Origin of the sequence: Bacillus sp. DU-106, from assembly GCF_004799705.1 — a bacterium.
GTDB lineage: Bacteria > Bacillota > Bacilli > Bacillales > Bacillaceae_G > Bacillus_A > Bacillus_A cereus.
Map to the genome: position 1 here is coordinate 1047245 of NZ_CP026607.1, position 20099 is coordinate 1067343.

The window sequence follows — 20099 nt, forward strand, 5'->3', positions numbered from 1 at the left end:
CCAGACGGTATAGTAATATTTGGTTTAAGAGGAAAATGAAACAAAAAAAGAATAAAAGATATTTTTAGCACACTATTCGAAAGGATAGGCCGCAAAGCTTAGAGTCTACGGTAATACATATTGGTTACTAAGATCGTCTGGTTGCACATTTTTGATGCAACCGGACGGTCTTTTTTTGTTATATAAATATAAAAAATAGGAGGGAACTATGCAAATGAAAAGTACTAAAAGACATATTTCAATGGTTTCATTAGTTTTTCTAGTATTATTTTCAGTGCTGAATGTGTGGGCTCCAGTTATTCAAGCTGCTGTGATGAAAAGTCCAGTGGACGAAATTAATATTTCCCGTACTGATGGCACGACATCTGAACCGTATCAAGCCTCAGATGGTATGAAAGTAGAAGTGAAGTGGTCAGCTAAAGAAAAAATAAAAAGTGGAGATCAATTCACAATTGATATGCCAAAAGAGTTTCGAAAAGACCTTATGAATATGAGTTTTCCTTTAAAAGATGCTGAAGGAAAAACAGTTGGTACATGTGAGATGAAAAAGGGTCTATTAACGTGTACTATGGGGGATTACGTAGAAGGAAAGAATAACATTAAAGGTTCTTTATTCGTAGAATTCTACTTTGGTCTAGAAGCATATGATGGTGTTAAAGAAATTCCATTAGAATTTAACGTTGATGGTCAAATCGTCAATAAAGAAGTAAATGTAAGTAATACGACAGAGAGACCGAAGCCACAGCCCAATACAGATAATCTATTGAAATGGGGTTCTTATAATCAAGAAGATCCTTCGATTGCTGATTGGCTTGTATATGTAAATGCAACTGGAACAGAAATGCAAGATCTTAAATTAACAGATACATTAGGACCTGGGCATGAGTTAATTACAGACAGCGTAGTATTAGAAGAGGCTGTATTTGAAGATGGTTATGCACCAACAAATATTAAGCCAGCAGATTTATCTAACATTAAAATTAATGCAACAAAGGCTGGATTTACAATTGAGTTTCCAGACAGTTCAAAAGGTTATATTTTAAGATATAAAACAAAGATTACTAATCCTTCTGCAAAGCCTCATAAAAATACTGTGAAATTAGAAGGTAAAAATATTAAAACTGAAGAAAAAGTAGGACAAGTATTTGTAAGTGGTGGAGGGGGAACCGGTTCAGGTGACGATAATCCACCTAGTATTGAAAAAAATATAGTTGATGAGAATGGCAAGCTTGTAGAGAATGAGCAGCTAACACAAATGGATCAAGTGATTCAATACCAAGTTGGTACACATATACCGAACGATCCTCCTAAATACACATCAATGGTAATTCGTGATGATTTAGAAGATGTTTTAGAAGTATTAGAGGCAAAAGTATATGATCAAAATGGCCAAGATATTACTTCTAAAGGGACGTTAAAGATAGATAAGCAAAGAAGTGAAGTAACATTTACGTTTGGTGAGAATTTTGACTATAAGTCATATGAAGACCAGAGAATCAATCTTAGTATCAAGGCTAAAATTAAAAATAATGCAGACTTATCTTCTTACGTAGATAAGAAGATTCCTAATAAAGCGGAATTACATTTTGATGATAAAACATTAACATCAAAAGAAGTAACTATTACGCCGCCTGAAGCTCCAAAAGATGGTACAGTATCGCTTCATAAAATAGATTCTGAGAATCCGAACAAAGGGTTAAAAGGTGCCGAATTTGAAGTCCGAAATAGTGCAAATGAAGTTGTTGCAAAACTGAAAACGGACGAAAAAGGTTTTTCAGTACCTCAAACTTTAGCTCCTGGAACGTATAAAGTTTATGAAACAGTAGCACCAGAAGGATATCAAAAATTAAAAGAACCAGTAGAGGTTACACTTCAAGCTGGAGAAACAAAAACAATTGAAATTAAAAATACTATGCAAAAGGGTCAAATTGAAGTAAAGAAAATTGATTCGGAAAATGGTGAAAAACCATTAGCAAATGCAGAGTTTGATATAGTAAAAGACGGTGTAGTAGTCGAACATATTGTTACAGATAAAGATGGTAAGGCAATCTCTAAACCGTTAGCACCAGGGAAATATATTTTAAAAGAAACGAAAGCGCCTGAAGGCTACCAATTAAAAGAAGCAGAGTTCGAAGTAAATGTAACAGGGGACGGCATATTCCCAATACAAGTGGAAAATGCAATGGTAGACAAAGGTAATATAGAAATTACAAAAGTGGACAAAGAAAACGGAGCAGTATTAGCGGGTGTCGAATTTGAAGTCCAAGATGAGAAAGATGAAGTAGTAAGAAAAGTAGTAACAGATAAAGATGGAAAAGCAAACGTTTCAGATCTATCAGTAGGAAAGTACAAATTAGTAGAGACAAAAAGCTTACCAGGTTATAAAAAGCTAACAGAACCAGTACCATTTGAAATAAAAAAAGGTATGACAAAAGCTTTAGCAATAAAAGTAGAAAATGAGCAGTTAGACAAAGGCTCAGTAGAAATTACAAAAATAGATAAAGATAGCCAAAAAGTACTAGAAGGCGTAGTCTTCGAAGTGCAAGATGAGCAAGGCAAAGTAGTAACAGAAGTAAAAACAGATAAAGATGGTAAAGCAAAAATCTCTGATTTATCAGTAGGGAAGTACAAATTAGTAGAGACGAAAAGTTTACCAGGCTACAAAAAGCTAACAGATTCAGTATCATTCGAAATTACAAAAGGTATGACAACAGTCCTATCGTTGAAAGTAGAAAATGAACAGTTAGATAAAGGTTCAGTAGAAATTACAAAAATAGATAAAGACAGCAAAAAAGCATTAAAAGGCGTAGTCTTTGAAGTGCAAGATGAAGCTGGAACAGTAGTAAAGGAAGTAAAAACAGATAAAGATGGTAAAGCAAAAATCTCAGATCTATCAGTAGGAAAGTACAAATTAGTAGAGAAAGAAAGTTTACCAGGCTATAAGAAATTAACAGAGCCAGTATCGTTTGAAATTACAAAAGGTATGACCGAGATCTTATCATTAAAAATAGAAAATGAAATGGTAGATACGGGAAATATAGAGATAACAAAGATAGATAAAGATAATAAAGCACCGTTAGCGGGAGTAACATTCATCGTACAAGATGAAAAGGGTAAGGAAGTTACGAAAGTAACGACAGATAAAGAAGGAAAAGCAAATGTTTCAGATTTACCTGTAGGAAAGTATGAATTAGTAGAGGTAGAAAGTTTACCTGGTTATAAAAAGTTAGAAAAACCAGTATCATTTGAAATTAAAAAAGGCATGACTGAGGTTCTATCATTAAAAGTAGAAAATGAAATGGTGGATACAGGGAATGTAGAGATAACAAAAATAGATAAAGATAGTAAAGCTCCATTAGAAAATGTTGTATTTGAAGTACGTGATTCAAAAGGAAAAGTAGTTGCGAAAGTAAAAACGGATAAAGAAGGAAAAGCAAACGTTTCAGATTTATCTATTGGAAAGTATGAGTTGGTAGAAGTAGAAACACCGGCAGGATACAAACCACTAGAAAAGCCAATTTCATTCGAAATTGAAAAGGGTAGAGTAACAGCATTACAATTGACTGTAGAAAATGAATTAGTGGATACAGGAAATGTAGAAATTACAAAAGTAGATAAAGAAAATAAAGATGCTTTAGCTGATGCAGTCTTTGAAATTCAAGATGAAGCAGGACAAGTAGTCGCTAAAATAACGACAGATAAAAAAGGACAAGCACAAGTTACTAATTTATCAGTCGGCACATACAAGTTAGTAGAAGTAAAGGCACCAAAAGGGTATAAACAATTAGTAGATCCGATTACTTTCCAAATTGAAAAAGGCATGACAAAATCCCTTGCTTTAACAGTAGAAAACGAAATGTTAGACAAGGGAAATGTGGAAGTAACAAAAGTAGATAAAGATAGTCAAAAAGTATTAGAAGGCGTAGTCTTCGAAGTACAAGATGAGCAAGGCAAAGTAGTAACAGAAGTACAAACAGATAAAAATGGTAAAGCAAAAATCTCAGACTTATCTGTAGGAAAGTACAAATTAGTAGAGAAAGAAAGCTTACCAGGCTACAAACAATTAACAGAACCAGTATCATTCGAGATCAAAAAAGGTATGACGAAAGTTTTATCATTGAAAGTAGAGAACGAACTGTTAGATAAAGGTTCAGTAGAAATTACAAAAGTAGACAAAGAAAGTGGCGCAGTATTAGCGGGCGTAACATTCGAAGTGCAAGATGAAAAAGGCAAAGTAGTAACAAAAGTAACGACAGATAAAGAAGGAAAAGCAACAATTTCAGATTTACCAGTAGGAAAATATAAGCTAGTAGAGGTAGAAAGCTTACCAGGATATAAAAAACTAGCGAAACCAGTATCATTCGAAATCAAAAAAGGTATGACAGAAGTTTTATCACTAAAAGTAGAGAATGAACTAGTAGATAAAGGTTCAGTAGAAATTACAAAAGTAGATAAAGATAGTCAAAAAGCATTAGAAGGCGTAGTCTTTGAAATCCAAGATGCAGCAGGAAAAGTAGTAACAAAAGTAACAACAGATAAAGAAGGAAAAGCGAAAATTTCAGATCTATCTGTAGGGAATTACAAACTAGTAGAAGTAGAAAGCTTACCAGGCTACAAAAAGCTAACAGAGCCAGTATCATTCGAAATTAAAAAAGGTATGACAGAAGTCTTATCATTAAAAGTAGAGAATGAACAGTTAGACAAAGGTTCAGTAGAAATCACAAAAGTAGATAAAGATAGCCAAAAAGTATTAGAAGGCGTAGTCTTCGAAGTACAAGACGACAAAGGCAAAGTAGTAACAGAAGTACAAACAGATAAAAATGGTAAAGCAAAAATCTCAGACTTATCTGTAGGAAAGTACAAATTAGTAGAGAAAGAAAGCTTACCAGGTTACAAAAAGTTAACGGAACCAGTATCATTCGAAATTAAAAAAGGTATGACAAAAGTCTTATCATTGAAAGTAGAGAACGAACAGTTAGATAAAGGTTCAGTAAAAATTACAAAAGTGGACAAAGAAAGTGGCGCAGTATTAGCGGGCGTAACATTCGAAGTGCAAGATGAAAAAGGCAAAGTAGTAACAAAAGTAACGACAGATAAAGAAGGAAAAGCAACAATTTCAGATTTACCAGTAGGAAAATATAAGCTAGTAGAGGTAGAAAGCTTACCAGGATATAAAAAACTAGTGAAACCAGTATCATTCGAAATCAAAAAAGGTATGACAGAAGTTTTATCACTAAAAGTAGAGAATGAGCTAGTAGATAAAGGTTCAGTAGAAATTACAAAAGTGGACAAAGAAAGTGGCGCGTTATTAAAAGGCGTAACATTCGAAGTGCAAGATGAAAAAGGAAAAGTAGTAACGAAAGTAAAAACAGATAAAGAAGGAAAAGCGAAAATTTCAGATCTATCTGTAGGGAATTACAAACTAGTAGAAGTAGAAAGCTTACCAGGCTACAAAAAGCTAACAGAGCCAGTATCATTCGAAATTAAAAAAGGTATGATAGAAGTCTTATCATTAAAAGTAGAGAATGAACAGTTAGACAAAGGTTCAGTAGAAATCACAAAAGTAGATAAAGATAGTCAAAAAGCATTAGAAGGCATAGTCTTCGAAGTACAAGACGACAAAGGAAAAGTAGTAACAGAAGTAAAAACAGATAAAAATGGTAAAGCAAAAATCTCAGACTTATCTGTAGGAAAGTACAAATTAGTAGAGAAAGAAAGCTTACCAGGTTACAAACAATTAACAGAACCAGTATCGTTTGAAATTAAAAAAGGTATGACAGAAGTTCTATCATTAAAAATAGAAAATGAAATGGTAGATACGGGAAATGTAGAAATTACAAAAATAGATAAAGATAATAAGGCACCGTTAGCAGGTGTAGTCTTTGAAGTACAAGACGACAAAGGCAAGGTAGTAACGAAATTAACGACAGATAAAGCTGGAAAAGCAACAGTTTCAGATTTATCAGTAGGAAAGTACAAGCTAGTAGAAGTAGAGAGTTTACCAGGCTACAAAAAATTAGAAAAGCCTGTACCATTTGAAATTACAAAAGGTATGACAAAATCTTTAGCGTTCACTGTAGAAAATGAAATGGTAGATACGGGGAATGTAGAAATCACAAAAATAGATAAAGACAGTAAAGCACCATTAGAAAATGTTGTATTTGAAGTACGTGACTCAAAAGGCAAAGTAGTTGCGAAAGTAACGACGGATAAAGAAGGAAAAGCAAACGTTTCAGATCTATCAGTAGGAAAATACAAATTAGTAGAGACGAAGAGCTTACCAGGTTACAAAAAGTTAACGGAACCAGTATCATTCGAAATTAAAAAAGGTATGACAAAAGTCTTATCATTGAAAGTAGAGAACGAACAGTTAGACAAAGGTTCAGTGGAGATTACAAAAATGGCCGCTGAAAGCAAGGAAGTCTTATCAGGAGCTGTGTTTGAAGTTCATGATGAAAAGGGAAAAGTAGTAGTGAAAGTAACAACAGATAAAGATGGAAAGGCAAAAATCACAGATCTATCTGTAGGTAACTACACACTAGTAGAAGTAGAAGCACCAAAGGGATATGAAAAATTAACTAATCCAATTCCATTTGAAATTACAAATGGAATGATAAATGCAGTTCAATTAGAAGTATTAAACAAATTGAATCATTTAGCACCACCAGGTCCAGAAACACCAGATCCAGAAAAGCCTGGAACACCAAATCCAGAAAAGCCTGGAACACCAGATCCAGAGAAACCTGGAACACCAAATCCGGAAAAGCCTGAAAAAGAATTACCGAAGACAGGGCAGAAAATGCCTGTGGAACCATATATGGGAGCACTTCTTGTAATGATGAGTTTTGGGTTACTCGTATTAGGTAGAAAACAGCAGAGATAATAAAGGTGAAAAGGTATCCTCAAAGTATTTGAGGATACCTTTTTTAGCATAAAAAAAAGCATCTAGCAAAAGTACTAGATGCAAATAAAAACACAAGGGAAGACAAAATTCTTCCCTTTTCCCGTATGTAATTATATCAAAAAATTTATAAAAAACTAGCTATATTTAAAATATAATTTTTAAAAAAGTTATATACATAAATAATTGCAATACGCGCAGTTTTATCTTTCTGAAAAATCCATTTCTTTAATTTTGAATATTAAGACTAATGTTGATAAATCTTCAGATAATTAGAAAAAATACCCAAAAGGATATATAATATTGCTTAATAAATAATTTTAATGAATTACATATATTTCATTTGGTGTATTAATTGAATATCATAATTTTAAATTTTATTAAGCAAGAATCTCGGTTACTTATTGCATTTCTAACATAGGGTGAGATAGAAAAATACAATAGTGTGGAGGTTTTTATAATGACGTTTGTTCTTAGTAAAATGAATGGGTTTAGCATAGAAGAAAAGGTACATGAATTTGAATCTAAAGGATTCCTTGAAATCTCAAATGAAATCTTTTTACAAGAGGAAGAGAATCATCGTTTATTAACACAAGCACAGTTAGATTATTATAATTTGGAAGATGATGCGTACGGTGAATGCCGTGCTAGATCTTATTCAAGGTATATAAAGTATGTTGATTCACCAGATTATATTTTAGATAATAGTAATGATTACTTCCAATCTAAAGAATATAACTATGACGATGGCGGGAAAGTTAGACAGTTCAATAGCATAAATGATAGCTTTTTATGCAATCCTTTAATTCAAAATATCGTGCGTTTCGATACTGAATTTGCATTTAAAACAAATATAATAGATACAAGTAAAGACTTAATTATAGGTTTACATCAAGTAAGATATAAAGCTACTAAAGAAAGACCATCTTTTAGTTCACCTATTTGGTTACATAAAGATGATGAACCAGTAGTATTTTTACACCTTATGAATTTAAGTAATACAGCTATTGGTGGAGATAATTTAATAGCTAATTCTCCTCGGGAAATTAATCAGTTTATAAGTTTGAAGGAGCCTTTAGAAACTTTAGTATTTGGACAAAAGGTCTTCCATGCCGTAACGCCACTTGGAACAGAATGTAGTACGGAGGCTTTTCGTGATATTTTATTAGTAACATTTTCTTATAAGGAGACAAAATGAGAGAGAATAAAATAATTATGATTTCTGGAGCCAATAGCGGTATAGGTCATGCTTGTATAAAATACTTTTTAGAAAAATCATTTTATGTAATAGCGCTTGATATTAATAATAATAATTTAATAGATTATATGAAAACAGATATGCCTTTGAAAGTAGTGCAAATTGATTTAAGTAATAGCGAAGCGATTCATAATCTTTTTACTCAATTAGATTTAGAAAAGCTTTCTCCTGATATATTAATAAATGCAGCTGGTATTCGAGAGATAACACCTGTTTTACATTTATCCGATGATATGTTTAAAAAAGTAATTGATGTAAATTTAGTAGCCCCATTTATCCTTTCTAGGGAAGTAGCTAAGCGATGGTGTGAATCGAAAATAAAAGGTTGTATTGTGAATATAGCATCGGTTTCTGGATTAATGGCTGAACCAGAGCGAGCTGCTTATGTTGCATCAAAGCATGCTTTAATCGGATTGACTAAACAGATGGCTATGGAATTTGGGAAGCAAAATATAAGGGTAAATAGTATTTCTCCCGGTGTTATTAGAACTGAACTTACAGAAGAATACTTTAGTAATAAAGCCTTGATGTCTATGATAAAAAGTAATCAATCTTTAGATACTTGGGGGTTGCCGCAGGATATTGTTTCATGTATTGAGTACTTGATTTCTGATCAGGCCCGCTTTATTACTGGTTCTAATTTTGTAATTGATGGTGGTTGGACTGCTGGGAAAAATTTATAATTGAGTGTTTTTGAGGAAAAGCACCTGTCCTTTTTTTAGGCTGGTGTTTTTCTCACTATAAACCGAGTTTTTATTGGAGGGGGATTAATTTGCTTCAAAAGAGTTTTAAGCAAGAGAAAACGGTACCGGCCTTAAAGATGATAGCATCAATGGTTATCTTTGGATCAGTTGGATTTTTTTCGGTTCAAACAAACTTACCTTCGTTTGAATTAGTGTTTGTAAGGTGTATTTTTGCGACAATATTTTTAAGTGTATGCTGGTTGCTTACAGGGCAATATAAACAAGATAAATGGGAACGAAAAGAAGTTATTCAAGTTTTAATATGTGGCTTTTTCTTAGTATTTAATTGGGTTTTCTTATTTAAAGCCTTTGAAAATATGTCAGTTACAATTGCTATATCAGTTTATCATCTTGCACCAGTAATTGTACTGTTAATTGGAAGTATCGTCTTTAAAGAAAAATTAACATTCATATCTATCATTTCAATAATTGTGTGTTTTGCAGGAGCTTTATTAATTGCTGGTATTGATGGAAGCTTCTCTGTCGGCTCATTAATGTCTTCAGGTATGATATGGGGATTTCTTGCGGCTCTCTTTTATGCATTTACAACTTTATTTGGTAAAGGGATTAACAAAATGAGTGCGTATGCAATGACATTTTTACAAACATTCTTGGGGATATTTCTTTTAATACCATTTATAGATTTAGATGCTTTTAGTGGCCTCACTCAAAGTAATTGGACATATATTATAGCTACTGGTTTTATTCACACAGGGATAGTATATTATCTGTTTTTTGATAGTTTACGCTATTTATCTACAAAAACCATCTCAATATTAGTTTTTTTAGATCCGGCAGTGGCAATATTATTAGATACTGTACTTACTGGATTCCGTCCAACTTTAATGCAAATAACAGGAATTCTTTTTATTTTTATTGGCATGACTTTAACATTAAAAAAATCTAAAGATAAAAAACTAAGCCAAAAAGAAAAGCGAATTGAAAGCGATGCTAGTATATCTCAACAATAATGAAATATATTGTGTATAAAACGATAAACCTTGCATGAATCATGTAAGGTTTATTTTAGTTCAATATAATTCATATTTATAATACATAATTTTCAAAACTGAGGTATGTGTTTCTTTAATATGCTTTTGATTCAACTATTTTGATTTGACTATAAATTTACAAAAATGTATATAAAACCTTATTTTTTGATAATATATAAGTAATAAATTCATAGAATTGGAGTGATGAGATGCAGCCGTTAGAAAGGGAGATTCATTCTAATATGCTGAAAGTGTGGAGGATGCACGCTTTAATTGGGGCGGTAGTTATACTAACAGTCGTAATTGCGTATTTCTTTTTTATGATTAACTTTAACTGGTGGGGCTGGTTGTTCGGACTATTAGTAACAGGAGCTATTACATTTATTCCCCTTGATTATTTTGTGTTTCCAAATTTACGTCAACGCTATTATAGTTACAGATTAAATGAAGAAGAGATTGAGATTCAAAAGGGAATGTTTGTTGTAAAACGCGTACTTATTCCGATGATCCGTGTGCAGCACGTAACAATTGAGCAAGGGCCGATCATGAGAAAGTATAATTTAGCAGAATTACATATTTCAACAGCCGCAACTTCTCATAGTATTCCAGGTTTAACGAAAGAAGAAGCAGAACAGCTGAAAAGACAAATTGGAGAACTTGCGAAAGTGAGTGATAAGGATGTATAAGAGGCAACATCCGATTACGATATTGTTAGGTATTAGGATTGCGAGTTTGTTGCCACTTATTATTCTTGTTTTATTTAAACCTGATGAACAAGTGGAACCTTGGTATTTATTTTATCTTTTTCTTCTGGTTGTTTTATTCATCATGGCTATTTTTTCAGCAATTAAATGGTATTTTAAAGTGTACTGGATTGAGAATAATATTTTACATATAAAGCACGGTGTTTTTGTAAAGAAGGAAAGCTATTTAAATAAAGAGCGTGTACAAAATATTAGTACGTCTTCTAACATCATTTATCAAATGCTCGGACTTATGAAGTTAAATATAGAAGTAGCCGGTGGTGGTAATGAACGAGAAGTGATGTTGGCTGGTATTAAAGAAGACGAGGCAAAACATTTAATTTCTTTATTACATAAGAAAGAAACTACTGTAAAAGAAGAAATAGAAGAGGAAGAAAGCAAGACGGTTTATCAGTTAACAGCGAAAGAGGTTTTAGCCGCAGCGATTACATCTGGTCGGTTCGGACTAGTGTTCTCTGGGCTAGTACTTCTTTACACAAAGTTTGATTTTGTTCTTCCTGAAGGATTCACAAGTAAAGTAGAAGCGTATGTGATGGGAAACGGTGTTTATAAACTAATTGTAATTGCATTAATTTTAATGGCAATTTCGTGGATTATTTCCACGGCTGGATATGTGTTGAAATATGCAAACTTTAAAATTGAGCGAAAAGGGGAAGAGATTCGTATCGTTCAAGGATTATTTGAAAAGAAAGAGTTTGTCTTAAAATTGCACCGCATTCAAGCGATTACTGTAAAAGAAGGTATGCTTCGCCAGCCGTTTGGCTATTGTGCTGTTGAAGTGGAAGCAATTCAAAGTATTGGAGCAGCAAGTAACGAAGTAATGTTGCATCCATTTATGAAGAAAAAAGATGTACAGCACCTGATCACATATTTAGAGTTACCATATGAAATCGAAGCGGAGATCGTTCACTTACCAAAAACAGCGTTGCGTCGTTATTTCATTATGGGCTGGTTAATAAGTATCATACTCACAGTTCTAATTGCCAGCGTGAGTATATATTTTAAACAATATATTGCGTTGTTTGTTAATTTACCGTTATTTATCGTGTTTTCGTTACTTGCGTATGCTAGATATAAAAGTGGCGGTTATGAATTAAGAGAAAATCAACTAACGGTTGTATATCGTAATTTTTCGAAATATACAGGAATAATGCGAAGAAGACATGTTCAAGCAGTAGGTTATAATCAATCGTATTTTCAAAGAAAAGATGAATTATGTACAACTCTTGTAGCGGTAGCTGGGCGGGGTTATGAAGTAAAGCATATGAGAAAAAAAGATTCACTTCGTATATATAATTGGTACAAAGAAAAAGGAAACACCGGTGTGTAATGGTGTTTCCTTTTTGTTATTAAATGGATATCTTTAGTCGAATCGTTGATATATTTCAAGATATGATAGATATATTCGGAAAATCGTTGATATATTCAAAGATATGATAGATATATTCGGAAAATCGTTAATATAATTTCACGTACTGTTAGTGTTGTATTATGTTTTAATTAAACTAACACATCAAAAGTAGTCACAAAAGATGGACGAGAGAAAATACTCTTTTGCTGTTCCGCATGTGGATGCGCTGGAGCTTGTCCTTCTGCTTGCGTGGGACGTTTTTTATGAGCGTTTTCGAATGAACGTGATTCTGTCCAGTCTTTAAAGTTTTGCTCTGTTTCCCACATCGTTAAGATGACGTATGTATCGTTACTTAATGGGCGTAGAACACGGATCGCTTGGAATCCTGGTTCGTTTTCAATAAGGCCTGCGCGGTTTTTAAAACGGTTTTCAAATACAGGGCGACCTTCGTCTGTGACAGAAATGTTGTTACAAACGATATAGCCAGGTTGTCCTTTAAATTCACCGACAGCATCTAGTACGTCATACTGAAGTGAACCTTCTACAGATTCTTCTGTATTTTCTTTATAAAACATATTTTTTTCATCATTTTTTGCAGTGAAATGTGCTTGTTCTAGAGGTGTTTCGTATGAAATAATAGCCTTCATTTTAATGCCCCCTTAATAGTTTGTTTCTATTATATCAACTCTCTTAAAAAACTTCGAAGATTATATACATAAAGATACTTCTTTTTCAAATAATAAATGTACCATCATTTGGAAAGAAGGACGATGTATGAAGAAAGTAAAGTGGACTTTATTGGGCGGCGTCGCAACGTTCGTAGTAGCGATTGTAATCTATAAACTTATCGTGTTAGCTGGTGGCTATATGATGGATGAAAAGCAGCTCGTTTTCCACTCTTCATCACGTATCGTTGACCAGAAAGGGAAAGAAATTACGAAATTATACGTAGAAAATAGAGAGCTCGTACCAATCGAGCAAATTCCGAAGTATGTGCAGCAGGCGTTTGTTGCGGTGGAAGATTCTCGTTTTTATGAGCATCAAGGGATTGATTATCCGTCTATATTCCGTGCTCTTTATAAAGATACGTTAGCTGGAGAAAAGGTAGAGGGCGGTAGTACCATTACGCAGCAACTCGCTAAAAACGTCTTTTTAACTCGTGAAAAAACATTTACGCGCAAATTGAAGGAAGTCGCAATTTCTCTTCAATTAGAGCAAAAATATACGAAGCAACAAATTCTTGAAATGTATATGAATCATATTTATTTTGGTCATGGGGCTTACGGCATTCAAGCGGCAGCAAAGTTGTATTTTAATAAAAATGTTGAGGATTTAACAGTAGAGGAAGGGGCAATGCTTGCAGGCCTTCCGAAGTCACCAAACGGATATTCACCGTACTATTCTGCAGAGAAGAGTAAGGAACGCCGTGATCTAGTGTTGTCACTTATGCATAAACAAGGCTATTTGACTGCAGAAGAAAGCGTTCGTTATCAAGGGAAGACAATTGCTCTATATAAAAATTTAGATGAGAATGAGCTTGCATATATGCCGTATATTGATATGGTCATAGATGAAGCCGCTCGTTTATACGGATTGTCTCATCAAGAAGTACTTCGCGGAGGATATACGTTTGTCGTACCTATGGATGAAAAGATTCAAAAGGTAGCATATAACCAGTTTCAAGATGCAAGGAATTTCCCTGGGAAAGAAGAGGGGGCGCAAGGTGCTTTCTTATTAATGGATAATCGTACGGGAGGGATTAAAGCGGCGATTGGGGGAAGAAAGTACGTCCCGAGAGGATTTAATCGTGTTTTTGCCAAAAGGCAGCCTGGATCTGTTTTAAAACCACTTATCGTTTATGCACCAGCACTAGAAACGAAAAAGTATAATCCGTATTCTTTATTAACGAATGAAAGAAATTCTTTTGAAGGGTATGAACCTCGAAATTATAATCATGAGTATTCAAAAGAAATGACGATGTATGATGCGATTTTAGAGTCGGCAAATGTACCGGCAGTTTCTTTATTAAATGAGTTAGGGGTAGAAGAAGGAAAGCAATATTTAGAAAAAGGAAATGTTCATATTGCAGATGCTGGTTTAAGTACAGCGCTTGGCGGATTGAAAAATGGCGTTTCAACATTTGATCTTGTAAAAATGTACCGTTCATTTTTAGCAAATGGAAATATTATCGAGCCGCACGTTATTGATAAAGTATTAAACAGACACGGTGCAGTCATTGGGGAATCTCCAAAAGTAGAGACGAAAATCTTCTCGAAGCAGACAGCATGGTATATGACGAAAATGTTAGAAGGAGTTGTGAAGGAAGGAACAGCGAGAGTTGGTGTATATAACGGTGCGTTAGCTGGGAAAACAGGTACAACTTCATTGCCAAATGACGATAAGGGAGCAAGAGATATGTGGTTCGTCGGCTATACACCAAACTTAGTAGGCGCTGTTTGGATTGGTTATGACCGCACGGATAAGGAGCATCAGTTGCAAGGAGAAAGTGCATCTGCGACAAAATTGTTTAAGAAAATTTTAACGAAGGCTAATGTAGAACATAAAGAGAAGTTTATGAAGCCTGAAGGTGTGGAAACAATCGGCGCTCCGATTCGGCTGCGCAAAATTGAAGATGTAAAAATGAAATTATCATTTAGCCCTTTCGGTTTATTTAAAGCAAAATTAAGCTGGACGCCACTTCCAGATAACAGAATTATGTACCGAATCTATAGAGTGGAGAACGGAATTCATACGCATGTTAGCACTGTAAATGGTGCTGGAGAATATGAGGAAAAGTTCGTTAACATATTTTCAAAACCGAGCTTTTACGTTGTACCATATAATACACAAACGAATCGTGAAGGAGAAAAGTCAAAAGTAGCTAAACCATAGTTTTTCTCTGTGTTATAATAAGAATGTTGTGAAAATAGTAAGCGTTTTTAAGAATGTTTGTGTCAATTTAATGAACAACGTACATAATATTATGCATTTTGTTTTTACAAGCTGTATAGTAAAAAAAGATAAATATCGAACGTATTCGAAGCATTGGTAAGGAAGGGAGCAAGGGTCTTGGTAAGAACTATAAATGAGACATTTTTAAAAGCATGTAGGGGGGAACGTACCGATTATGTACCAGCATGGTATATGCGTCAAGCAGGTCGTTCACAGCCGGAATATAGAAAGATTAAAGAAAAGTATTCTTTATTTGAAATTACACACAATCCAGAGTTATGTGCTTACGTTACAAAATTGCCGGTTGATCAGTATAACGTAGACGCAGCAATTCTTTATAAAGATATTATGTCACCACTACCTGCAATTGGTGTGGATGTAGAAATTAAATCAGGTATTGGCCCAGTTATCGATAACCCAATCCGTTCTTTACAAGACGTAGAAAAACTAGGGGAAATCAATCCAGAAGATGACGTACCGTACATACTAGATACAATTCGTTTATTAACGACAGAAATGTTAGACGTACCGTTAATCGGTTTTTCAGGAGCTCCATTTACATTAGCGAGCTATATGATTGAAGGCGGTCCATCTCGTAACTACCATAATACGAAAGCGTTCATGTATGCAGAGCCAAAAGCTTGGTTCGCTTTAATGGATAAACTAGCAGATATGGTTATTACATATTTAAAAGCGCAAATTAACGCAGGAGCAAAAGCAGTTCAAATTTTCGATTCTTGGGTTGGAACAGTAAATGTAGCGGATTATCGCGTATTTATTAAACCAGCAATGGAGCGTATTTTTGCAGAAGTTCGTAAGATGGGTGTTCCAATGATTATGCACGGCGTAGGAGCTGCACACTTAGTGAATGAGTGGCACGACTTACCGCTTGATGTAGTCGGCTTAGATTGGCGCTTACCGATTGAAGAAGCACGTGCACGGGGCGTTCATAAGGCGGTACAAGGTAATATGGACCCTTCATTCTTACTTGCACCATGGTCTGTTATTGAAGAACATGTAAAAGGTATTTTAGATCAAGGGATGAAACAGCCGGGTTATATCTTTAACCTAGGTCACGGTGTATTCCCAGAAGTAAATCCAGATACATTAAAACGTTTAACTACATTTATTCATGAATACTCTAAAGGGCAGTTAGCGAAGTAAAGGAGCATTGCTGTATGAAAAAGAAAATTGGTTTGCTTGTAATGGCATACGGAACGCCATATAAAGAAGAAGATATTGAACGTTACTATACACATATTCGTAGAGGAAGAAAGCCAAGTCCTGAAATGCTGGAAGATTTAACAGAGCGTTACCGTGCAATTGGTGGTATTTCTCCTTTAGCTACTATTACATTAGAGCAAGCTAAGAAGTTAGAGAAGCGTTTAAATGAAGTACAAGATGAAGTAGAGTACCATATGTATCTTGGCTTAAAACATATTGAACCGTTTATTGAAGATGCAGTGAAAGATATGCATAACGACGGAATACAAGATGCAATCGCACTTGTTCTTGCACCTCACTATTCTACGTTTAGCGTGAAATCATACGTTGGACGAGCACAAGAAGAAGCTGAGAAACTTGGAAACTTAACAATTCATGGCATTGATAGCTGGTATAAAGAGCCGAAATTCATCCAGTACTGGGTTGATGCAGTGAAAGGTATATATAACGGTATGTCAGATGCAGAGCGTGAAAAAGCAGTATTAATCGTATCTGCACATAGCTTACCAGAGAAAATTATTGCAATGGGCGATCCATATCCAGATCAATTAAATGAAACAGCGGACTATATCGCGCGCGGAGCTGAAGTAGCAAACTATGCAGTAGGCTGGCAAAGTGCAGGAAACACACCAGATCCTTGGATTGGTCCAGATGTACAAGATTTAACGAGAGAACTAAATGAAAAGCACGGTTATACTTCATTCGTATATGCACCAGTTGGATTTGTTGCGGAACATTTAGAAGTTTTATATGACAACGACTTTGAGTGTAAAGTTGTAACGGATGAAATTGGTGCAAAATATTATCGTCCAGAAATGCCAAATGCATCGGAGGCATTTATTGATTGTTTAACAGATGTTGTATTAAAGAAAAAAGAATCTGTACTGTAAGAAGAAAGGAGGAGCCTGCTTGAGGAAAAAAGTTGTGATCGTCGGCGGAGGCATCACTGGATTAACAGCAATGTATAACTTACAAAAAAATATTCATGAAAAAAACTTGCCGATTGATACATTACTTATAGAAGCATCGGGTAAACTTGGCGGAAAAATTCAAACCGTTCGAAAAGATGGATTTACAATTGAGCGCGGACCAGATTCTTTCTTAGCACGAAAAGAAAGTGCAGCTAGATTAGTGAAAGAATTAGGTCTTGGCGATGAACTTGTAAATAATCAAGCCGGTCAATCATTTATCCTTGTAAACAATCGGTTACATAAAATGCCGAATGGATCAATGATGGGAATTCCAACGCAAATTACGCCGTTTCTATTTTCCGGGCTGTTCTCCCCAATTGGTAAACTAAGAGCTGGCTTTGATCTATTAATGCCGAGGTCAAAGCCAGTATCTGACCAATCACTCGGACAATTTTTCAGACATCGTCTTGGAAACGAAGTGGTTGAAAACTTAATAGAACCGTTACTATCGGGTATTTATGCAGGGGATATTGATGAAATGAGCTTAATGTCAACATTCCCGCAAATGTATCAAATTGAGCAGAAACATCGCAGTATTTCACTCGGTATGCGTACGCTCGCTCCGAAAGAAGAGAAAGCTGAACCGAAAAAAGGAATCTTCCAAACAGTGAAAACAGGTTTAGAATCTATCGTAGAATCTCTCGAAGCAAAGATGCATGAAGGTACGATAATAAAGGGAACTCGCATTGAAAAAGTTGCAAAACAGGGTGATGGTTATACGATTACTCTTAGTAACGGAAAAGAAATAGAAGCGGACGCCATCGTAGTGGCAACTTCGCATAAAGTATTGCCGTCCATGTTTGCTCAGTACAAGCAGTTTCGTTTCTTCCGTAATATTCCAGCCACATCCGTTGCGAATGTGGCACTTGCTTTCCAAAAGTCTGCAATCCAGCGCGATATTAATGGTACAGGATTTGTCGTATCACGAAATAGCGATTACACCATTACAGCATGTACGTGGACGCATAAAAAATGGCCACATACAACGCCAGAAGGAAAAACACTCCTTCGCTGTTACGTTGGACGTGCTGGTGATGAAGCGGTTGTAGAACAAACTGAAGAAGAACTCGTTCAGCTCGTACTAGAAGATTTAAGGAAGACGATGGATATTACAGAGGATCCAGAGTTTACAATCGTAAGTCGCTGGAAAGAAGCGATGCCTCAATATACAGTAGGCCATAACGAGCGAATGAAAAAGCTCACAACATTTATGGAGAAAGAGTTGCCAGGTATATACTTGGCAGGTAGCTCCTATGCTGGTGCTGGACTTCCAGACTGTATGAATCAAGGTGAGGAAGCTGCAAAGCGTGTATTATCTCATTTGGAGAAAGTAATAGATGCTGAATTAATCGCACAATAAATTATAAGAAACGCCTTCAATCATATTGAAGGCGTTTCGTTTATTATATAAAATACTTATTCGCCAATAAACATATATAAGTTATTTGGCTTTATAACAGCATCTCCTGCATAAATAACCCACTCTGTTAAGTTATCAAAATCTAAATGATAAGAATTTCCTTCACTCATATCTTCTATAAAATATGGTTCATTAATGAGTATTCCTTGAATGAAATCTTCCGTAATGTTTTGCATTTCAAACCACATATGCTCACTTTTTCCTTCTTCGTAGGAGACACCAAACTTAGCAAGGAAACGAAAATCTTCATTTGATTGTTCAATGTGAAAAATGTTGCTGAAATACCCGAAAGTATTTTTCGCATTGTAAGCCATACGATCGGTTTCACTATTTGTTTTATAGAACATGAGCCCTGTAGCTTCCTCGTGTTCTTTGAAAAAACTTTCAATATATTCTCCTGAAGTATTAAATTTGAATAAGAGAACGGATGGAGATTGATGGTATTCATCTCGGGCATCCATTCCGCCTAAGAATGTATTTTGTGCATCTATTGGTTGTAGTTTCACTTCTTCATCCTCGATTGAAGATAATTGGTCCATACACGTTTTATGCCCTATATAAGATAATCCTTTTTCCCACGGAACAGCGACTGTATGTATAGAACCTTGCTGACTATGCGCGATAACGATAGGCTCATTCATAGGGACTTGTCCATTCTCAACGGCATTATTAGCAAATGTTTGAAAGAGATCGCCAATGCCGTAGTAGGAAGAAATGCGATTTGGAATAATTAACTCTATTTCAGTTACGCCTGCTCTTAAAAGACCATGTGTATGAAACCAATGTTGCGTAGGCTCGCCTTCTTTATCGTCTTCATAAACGGAATGAATAACGTATAAGTCAGGAATGTCAGGTAATAATTCATTTTCAACGTGATATTCAATATAGTTTCTAGATATCACTTTCATTGCTGCACTTGAATCAATTACAAATAACAAATCTGGGGCGAGGTTCCATAAAAACTGTAACTGCTGGAAAAAGCAGTCCAGTACATCGCCTACAAATAGCGTACGAGTGAAAATTTCGGTGCCGAAAGCCGCATCTTCAAAATTACGATCTACGATTGTAGAATCTTGTCTATTGTACATTTTATATTCTTCTGGGGCATTCGCCTCATCAATATACAGTTCATACGGTATGATTGTTTCATCCATATGTAACTCAACAATAAGGCTTGTCTCATCACTATAAACAATTTTTAACTCATCAACTTTAGTAGCGATATTTTCTAGTCGTTGTTTTAACTGCTCAATTGTAATTCTAGTTGGTATAACAGCAATCATATCTGAAAAATGACGTTCTAATGTTCCATTCATAGCTGCGCGGTATGTTTCTGTTTGCACTTCCATCCAATCACTCCTATTCAAATGAATCCATTTTACATGCCAATCAAATGTCGATATTTTCTGTTTTCTCTCTCTAACATTATAGAGTGCATTTGTAGAAGGTGTAAAATTATTATTTTGTATTATAGTTTGAAAGCTTGTAAATTAAATAAATCTTTTGTAAAATTTGTCGAAAAA

Annotated in this window: 12 protein-coding genes and 1 riboswitch; of the genes, 10 read left to right on the forward strand and 2 right to left on the reverse strand. The window is 34.8% G+C overall.

The genetic code is table 11. The features are described from left to right. Window positions 1-56 precede the first annotated feature (56 nt). Window positions 57-149: riboswitch (cyclic di-GMP riboswitch) on the forward strand. A 59-nt stretch (window positions 150-208) separates the two neighbouring features. The 6 genes from C3Y97_RS05455 (at window position 209) to C3Y97_RS05480 (ending at window position 11988) form a co-directional block, all read left to right on the forward strand. Then, window positions 209-6883 (forward strand): SpaA isopeptide-forming pilin-related protein, encoded by a 6675-nt coding sequence (locus tag C3Y97_RS05455; RefSeq protein WP_136363157.1) that lies wholly within the window; start codon window positions 209-211, stop codon window positions 6881-6883. 478 nt (window positions 6884-7361) lie between these two features. Beyond that, complete coding sequence (locus tag C3Y97_RS05460; RefSeq protein WP_000144813.1) at window positions 7362-8099, forward strand: 2OG-Fe dioxygenase family protein; 738 nt, start codon at window positions 7362-7364, stop codon at window positions 8097-8099. Continuing rightward, the gene (locus tag C3Y97_RS05465) at window positions 8096-8842 is read left to right on the forward strand and encodes an SDR family NAD(P)-dependent oxidoreductase (protein ID WP_001208949.1); all 747 of its coding nucleotides are present in this window, start codon (window positions 8096-8098) and stop codon (window positions 8840-8842) included. Before C3Y97_RS05460 ends, C3Y97_RS05465 begins: the two co-directional genes overlap by 4 nt. A gap of 89 nt (window positions 8843-8931) precedes the next feature. Then, window positions 8932-9873, forward strand: a complete 942-nt coding sequence (locus tag C3Y97_RS05470) for a DMT family transporter (protein ID WP_000939625.1) — start codon at window positions 8932-8934, stop codon at window positions 9871-9873. A gap of 230 nt (window positions 9874-10103) precedes the next feature. After that, on the forward strand, window positions 10104-10580 hold the full coding sequence (locus C3Y97_RS05475) for a PH domain-containing protein (protein ID WP_001182728.1): 477 nt from the start codon (window positions 10104-10106) through the stop codon (window positions 10578-10580). Further along, window positions 10573-11988, forward strand: coding sequence for a PH domain-containing protein (locus C3Y97_RS05480; RefSeq protein ID WP_136363159.1), 1416 nt, complete (start codon window positions 10573-10575; stop codon window positions 11986-11988). The genes C3Y97_RS05475 and C3Y97_RS05480 overlap by 8 nt, the downstream gene beginning before the upstream one ends. Window positions 11989-12158: 170 nt before the next feature. On the opposite strand, the gene hmoB is transcribed toward C3Y97_RS05480, so the two are convergent. Further along, window positions 12159-12656 carry a heme-degrading monooxygenase HmoB gene (hmoB, locus tag C3Y97_RS05485; RefSeq protein WP_000644062.1) on the reverse strand — a complete coding sequence of 166 codons (498 nt, stop codon included), beginning with the start codon at window positions 12654-12656 and terminating at the stop codon, window positions 12159-12161. 127 nt (window positions 12657-12783) lie between these two features. Here hmoB and C3Y97_RS05490 point away from each other — a divergent pair, with 127 nt between their 5' ends. From C3Y97_RS05490 to hemY, 4 genes are all read left to right on the forward strand, one after another. After that, window positions 12784-14901 carry a transglycosylase domain-containing protein gene (locus tag C3Y97_RS05490; RefSeq protein ID WP_000756286.1) on the forward strand — a complete coding sequence of 706 codons (2118 nt, stop codon included), beginning with the start codon at window positions 12784-12786 and terminating at the stop codon, window positions 14899-14901. Between the two features lie 177 nt (window positions 14902-15078). Then, the gene (gene hemE / locus C3Y97_RS05495; protein ID WP_000252605.1) at window positions 15079-16125 is read left to right on the forward strand and encodes a uroporphyrinogen decarboxylase; all 1047 of its coding nucleotides are present in this window, start codon (window positions 15079-15081) and stop codon (window positions 16123-16125) included. Window positions 16126-16139: 14 nt separating this feature from the next. Further along, window positions 16140-17075: a ferrochelatase gene (hemH, locus tag C3Y97_RS05500; protein ID WP_000726779.1), complete on the forward strand. Its 936-nt coding sequence runs from the start codon at window positions 16140-16142 to the stop codon at window positions 17073-17075. Window positions 17076-17094: 19 nt separating this feature from the next. Beyond that, window positions 17095-18516 (forward strand): protoporphyrinogen oxidase, encoded by a 1422-nt coding sequence (gene hemY / locus C3Y97_RS05505; protein ID WP_001228097.1) that lies wholly within the window; start codon window positions 17095-17097, stop codon window positions 18514-18516. A gap of 56 nt (window positions 18517-18572) precedes the next feature. Here hemY and C3Y97_RS05510 read toward each other — a convergent pair whose 3' ends face one another. Next, on the reverse strand, window positions 18573-19925 hold the full coding sequence (locus C3Y97_RS05510; RefSeq protein ID WP_136363161.1) for a DUF4026 domain-containing protein: 1353 nt from the start codon (window positions 19923-19925) through the stop codon (window positions 18573-18575). Window positions 19926-20099: the final 174 nt, after the last annotated feature.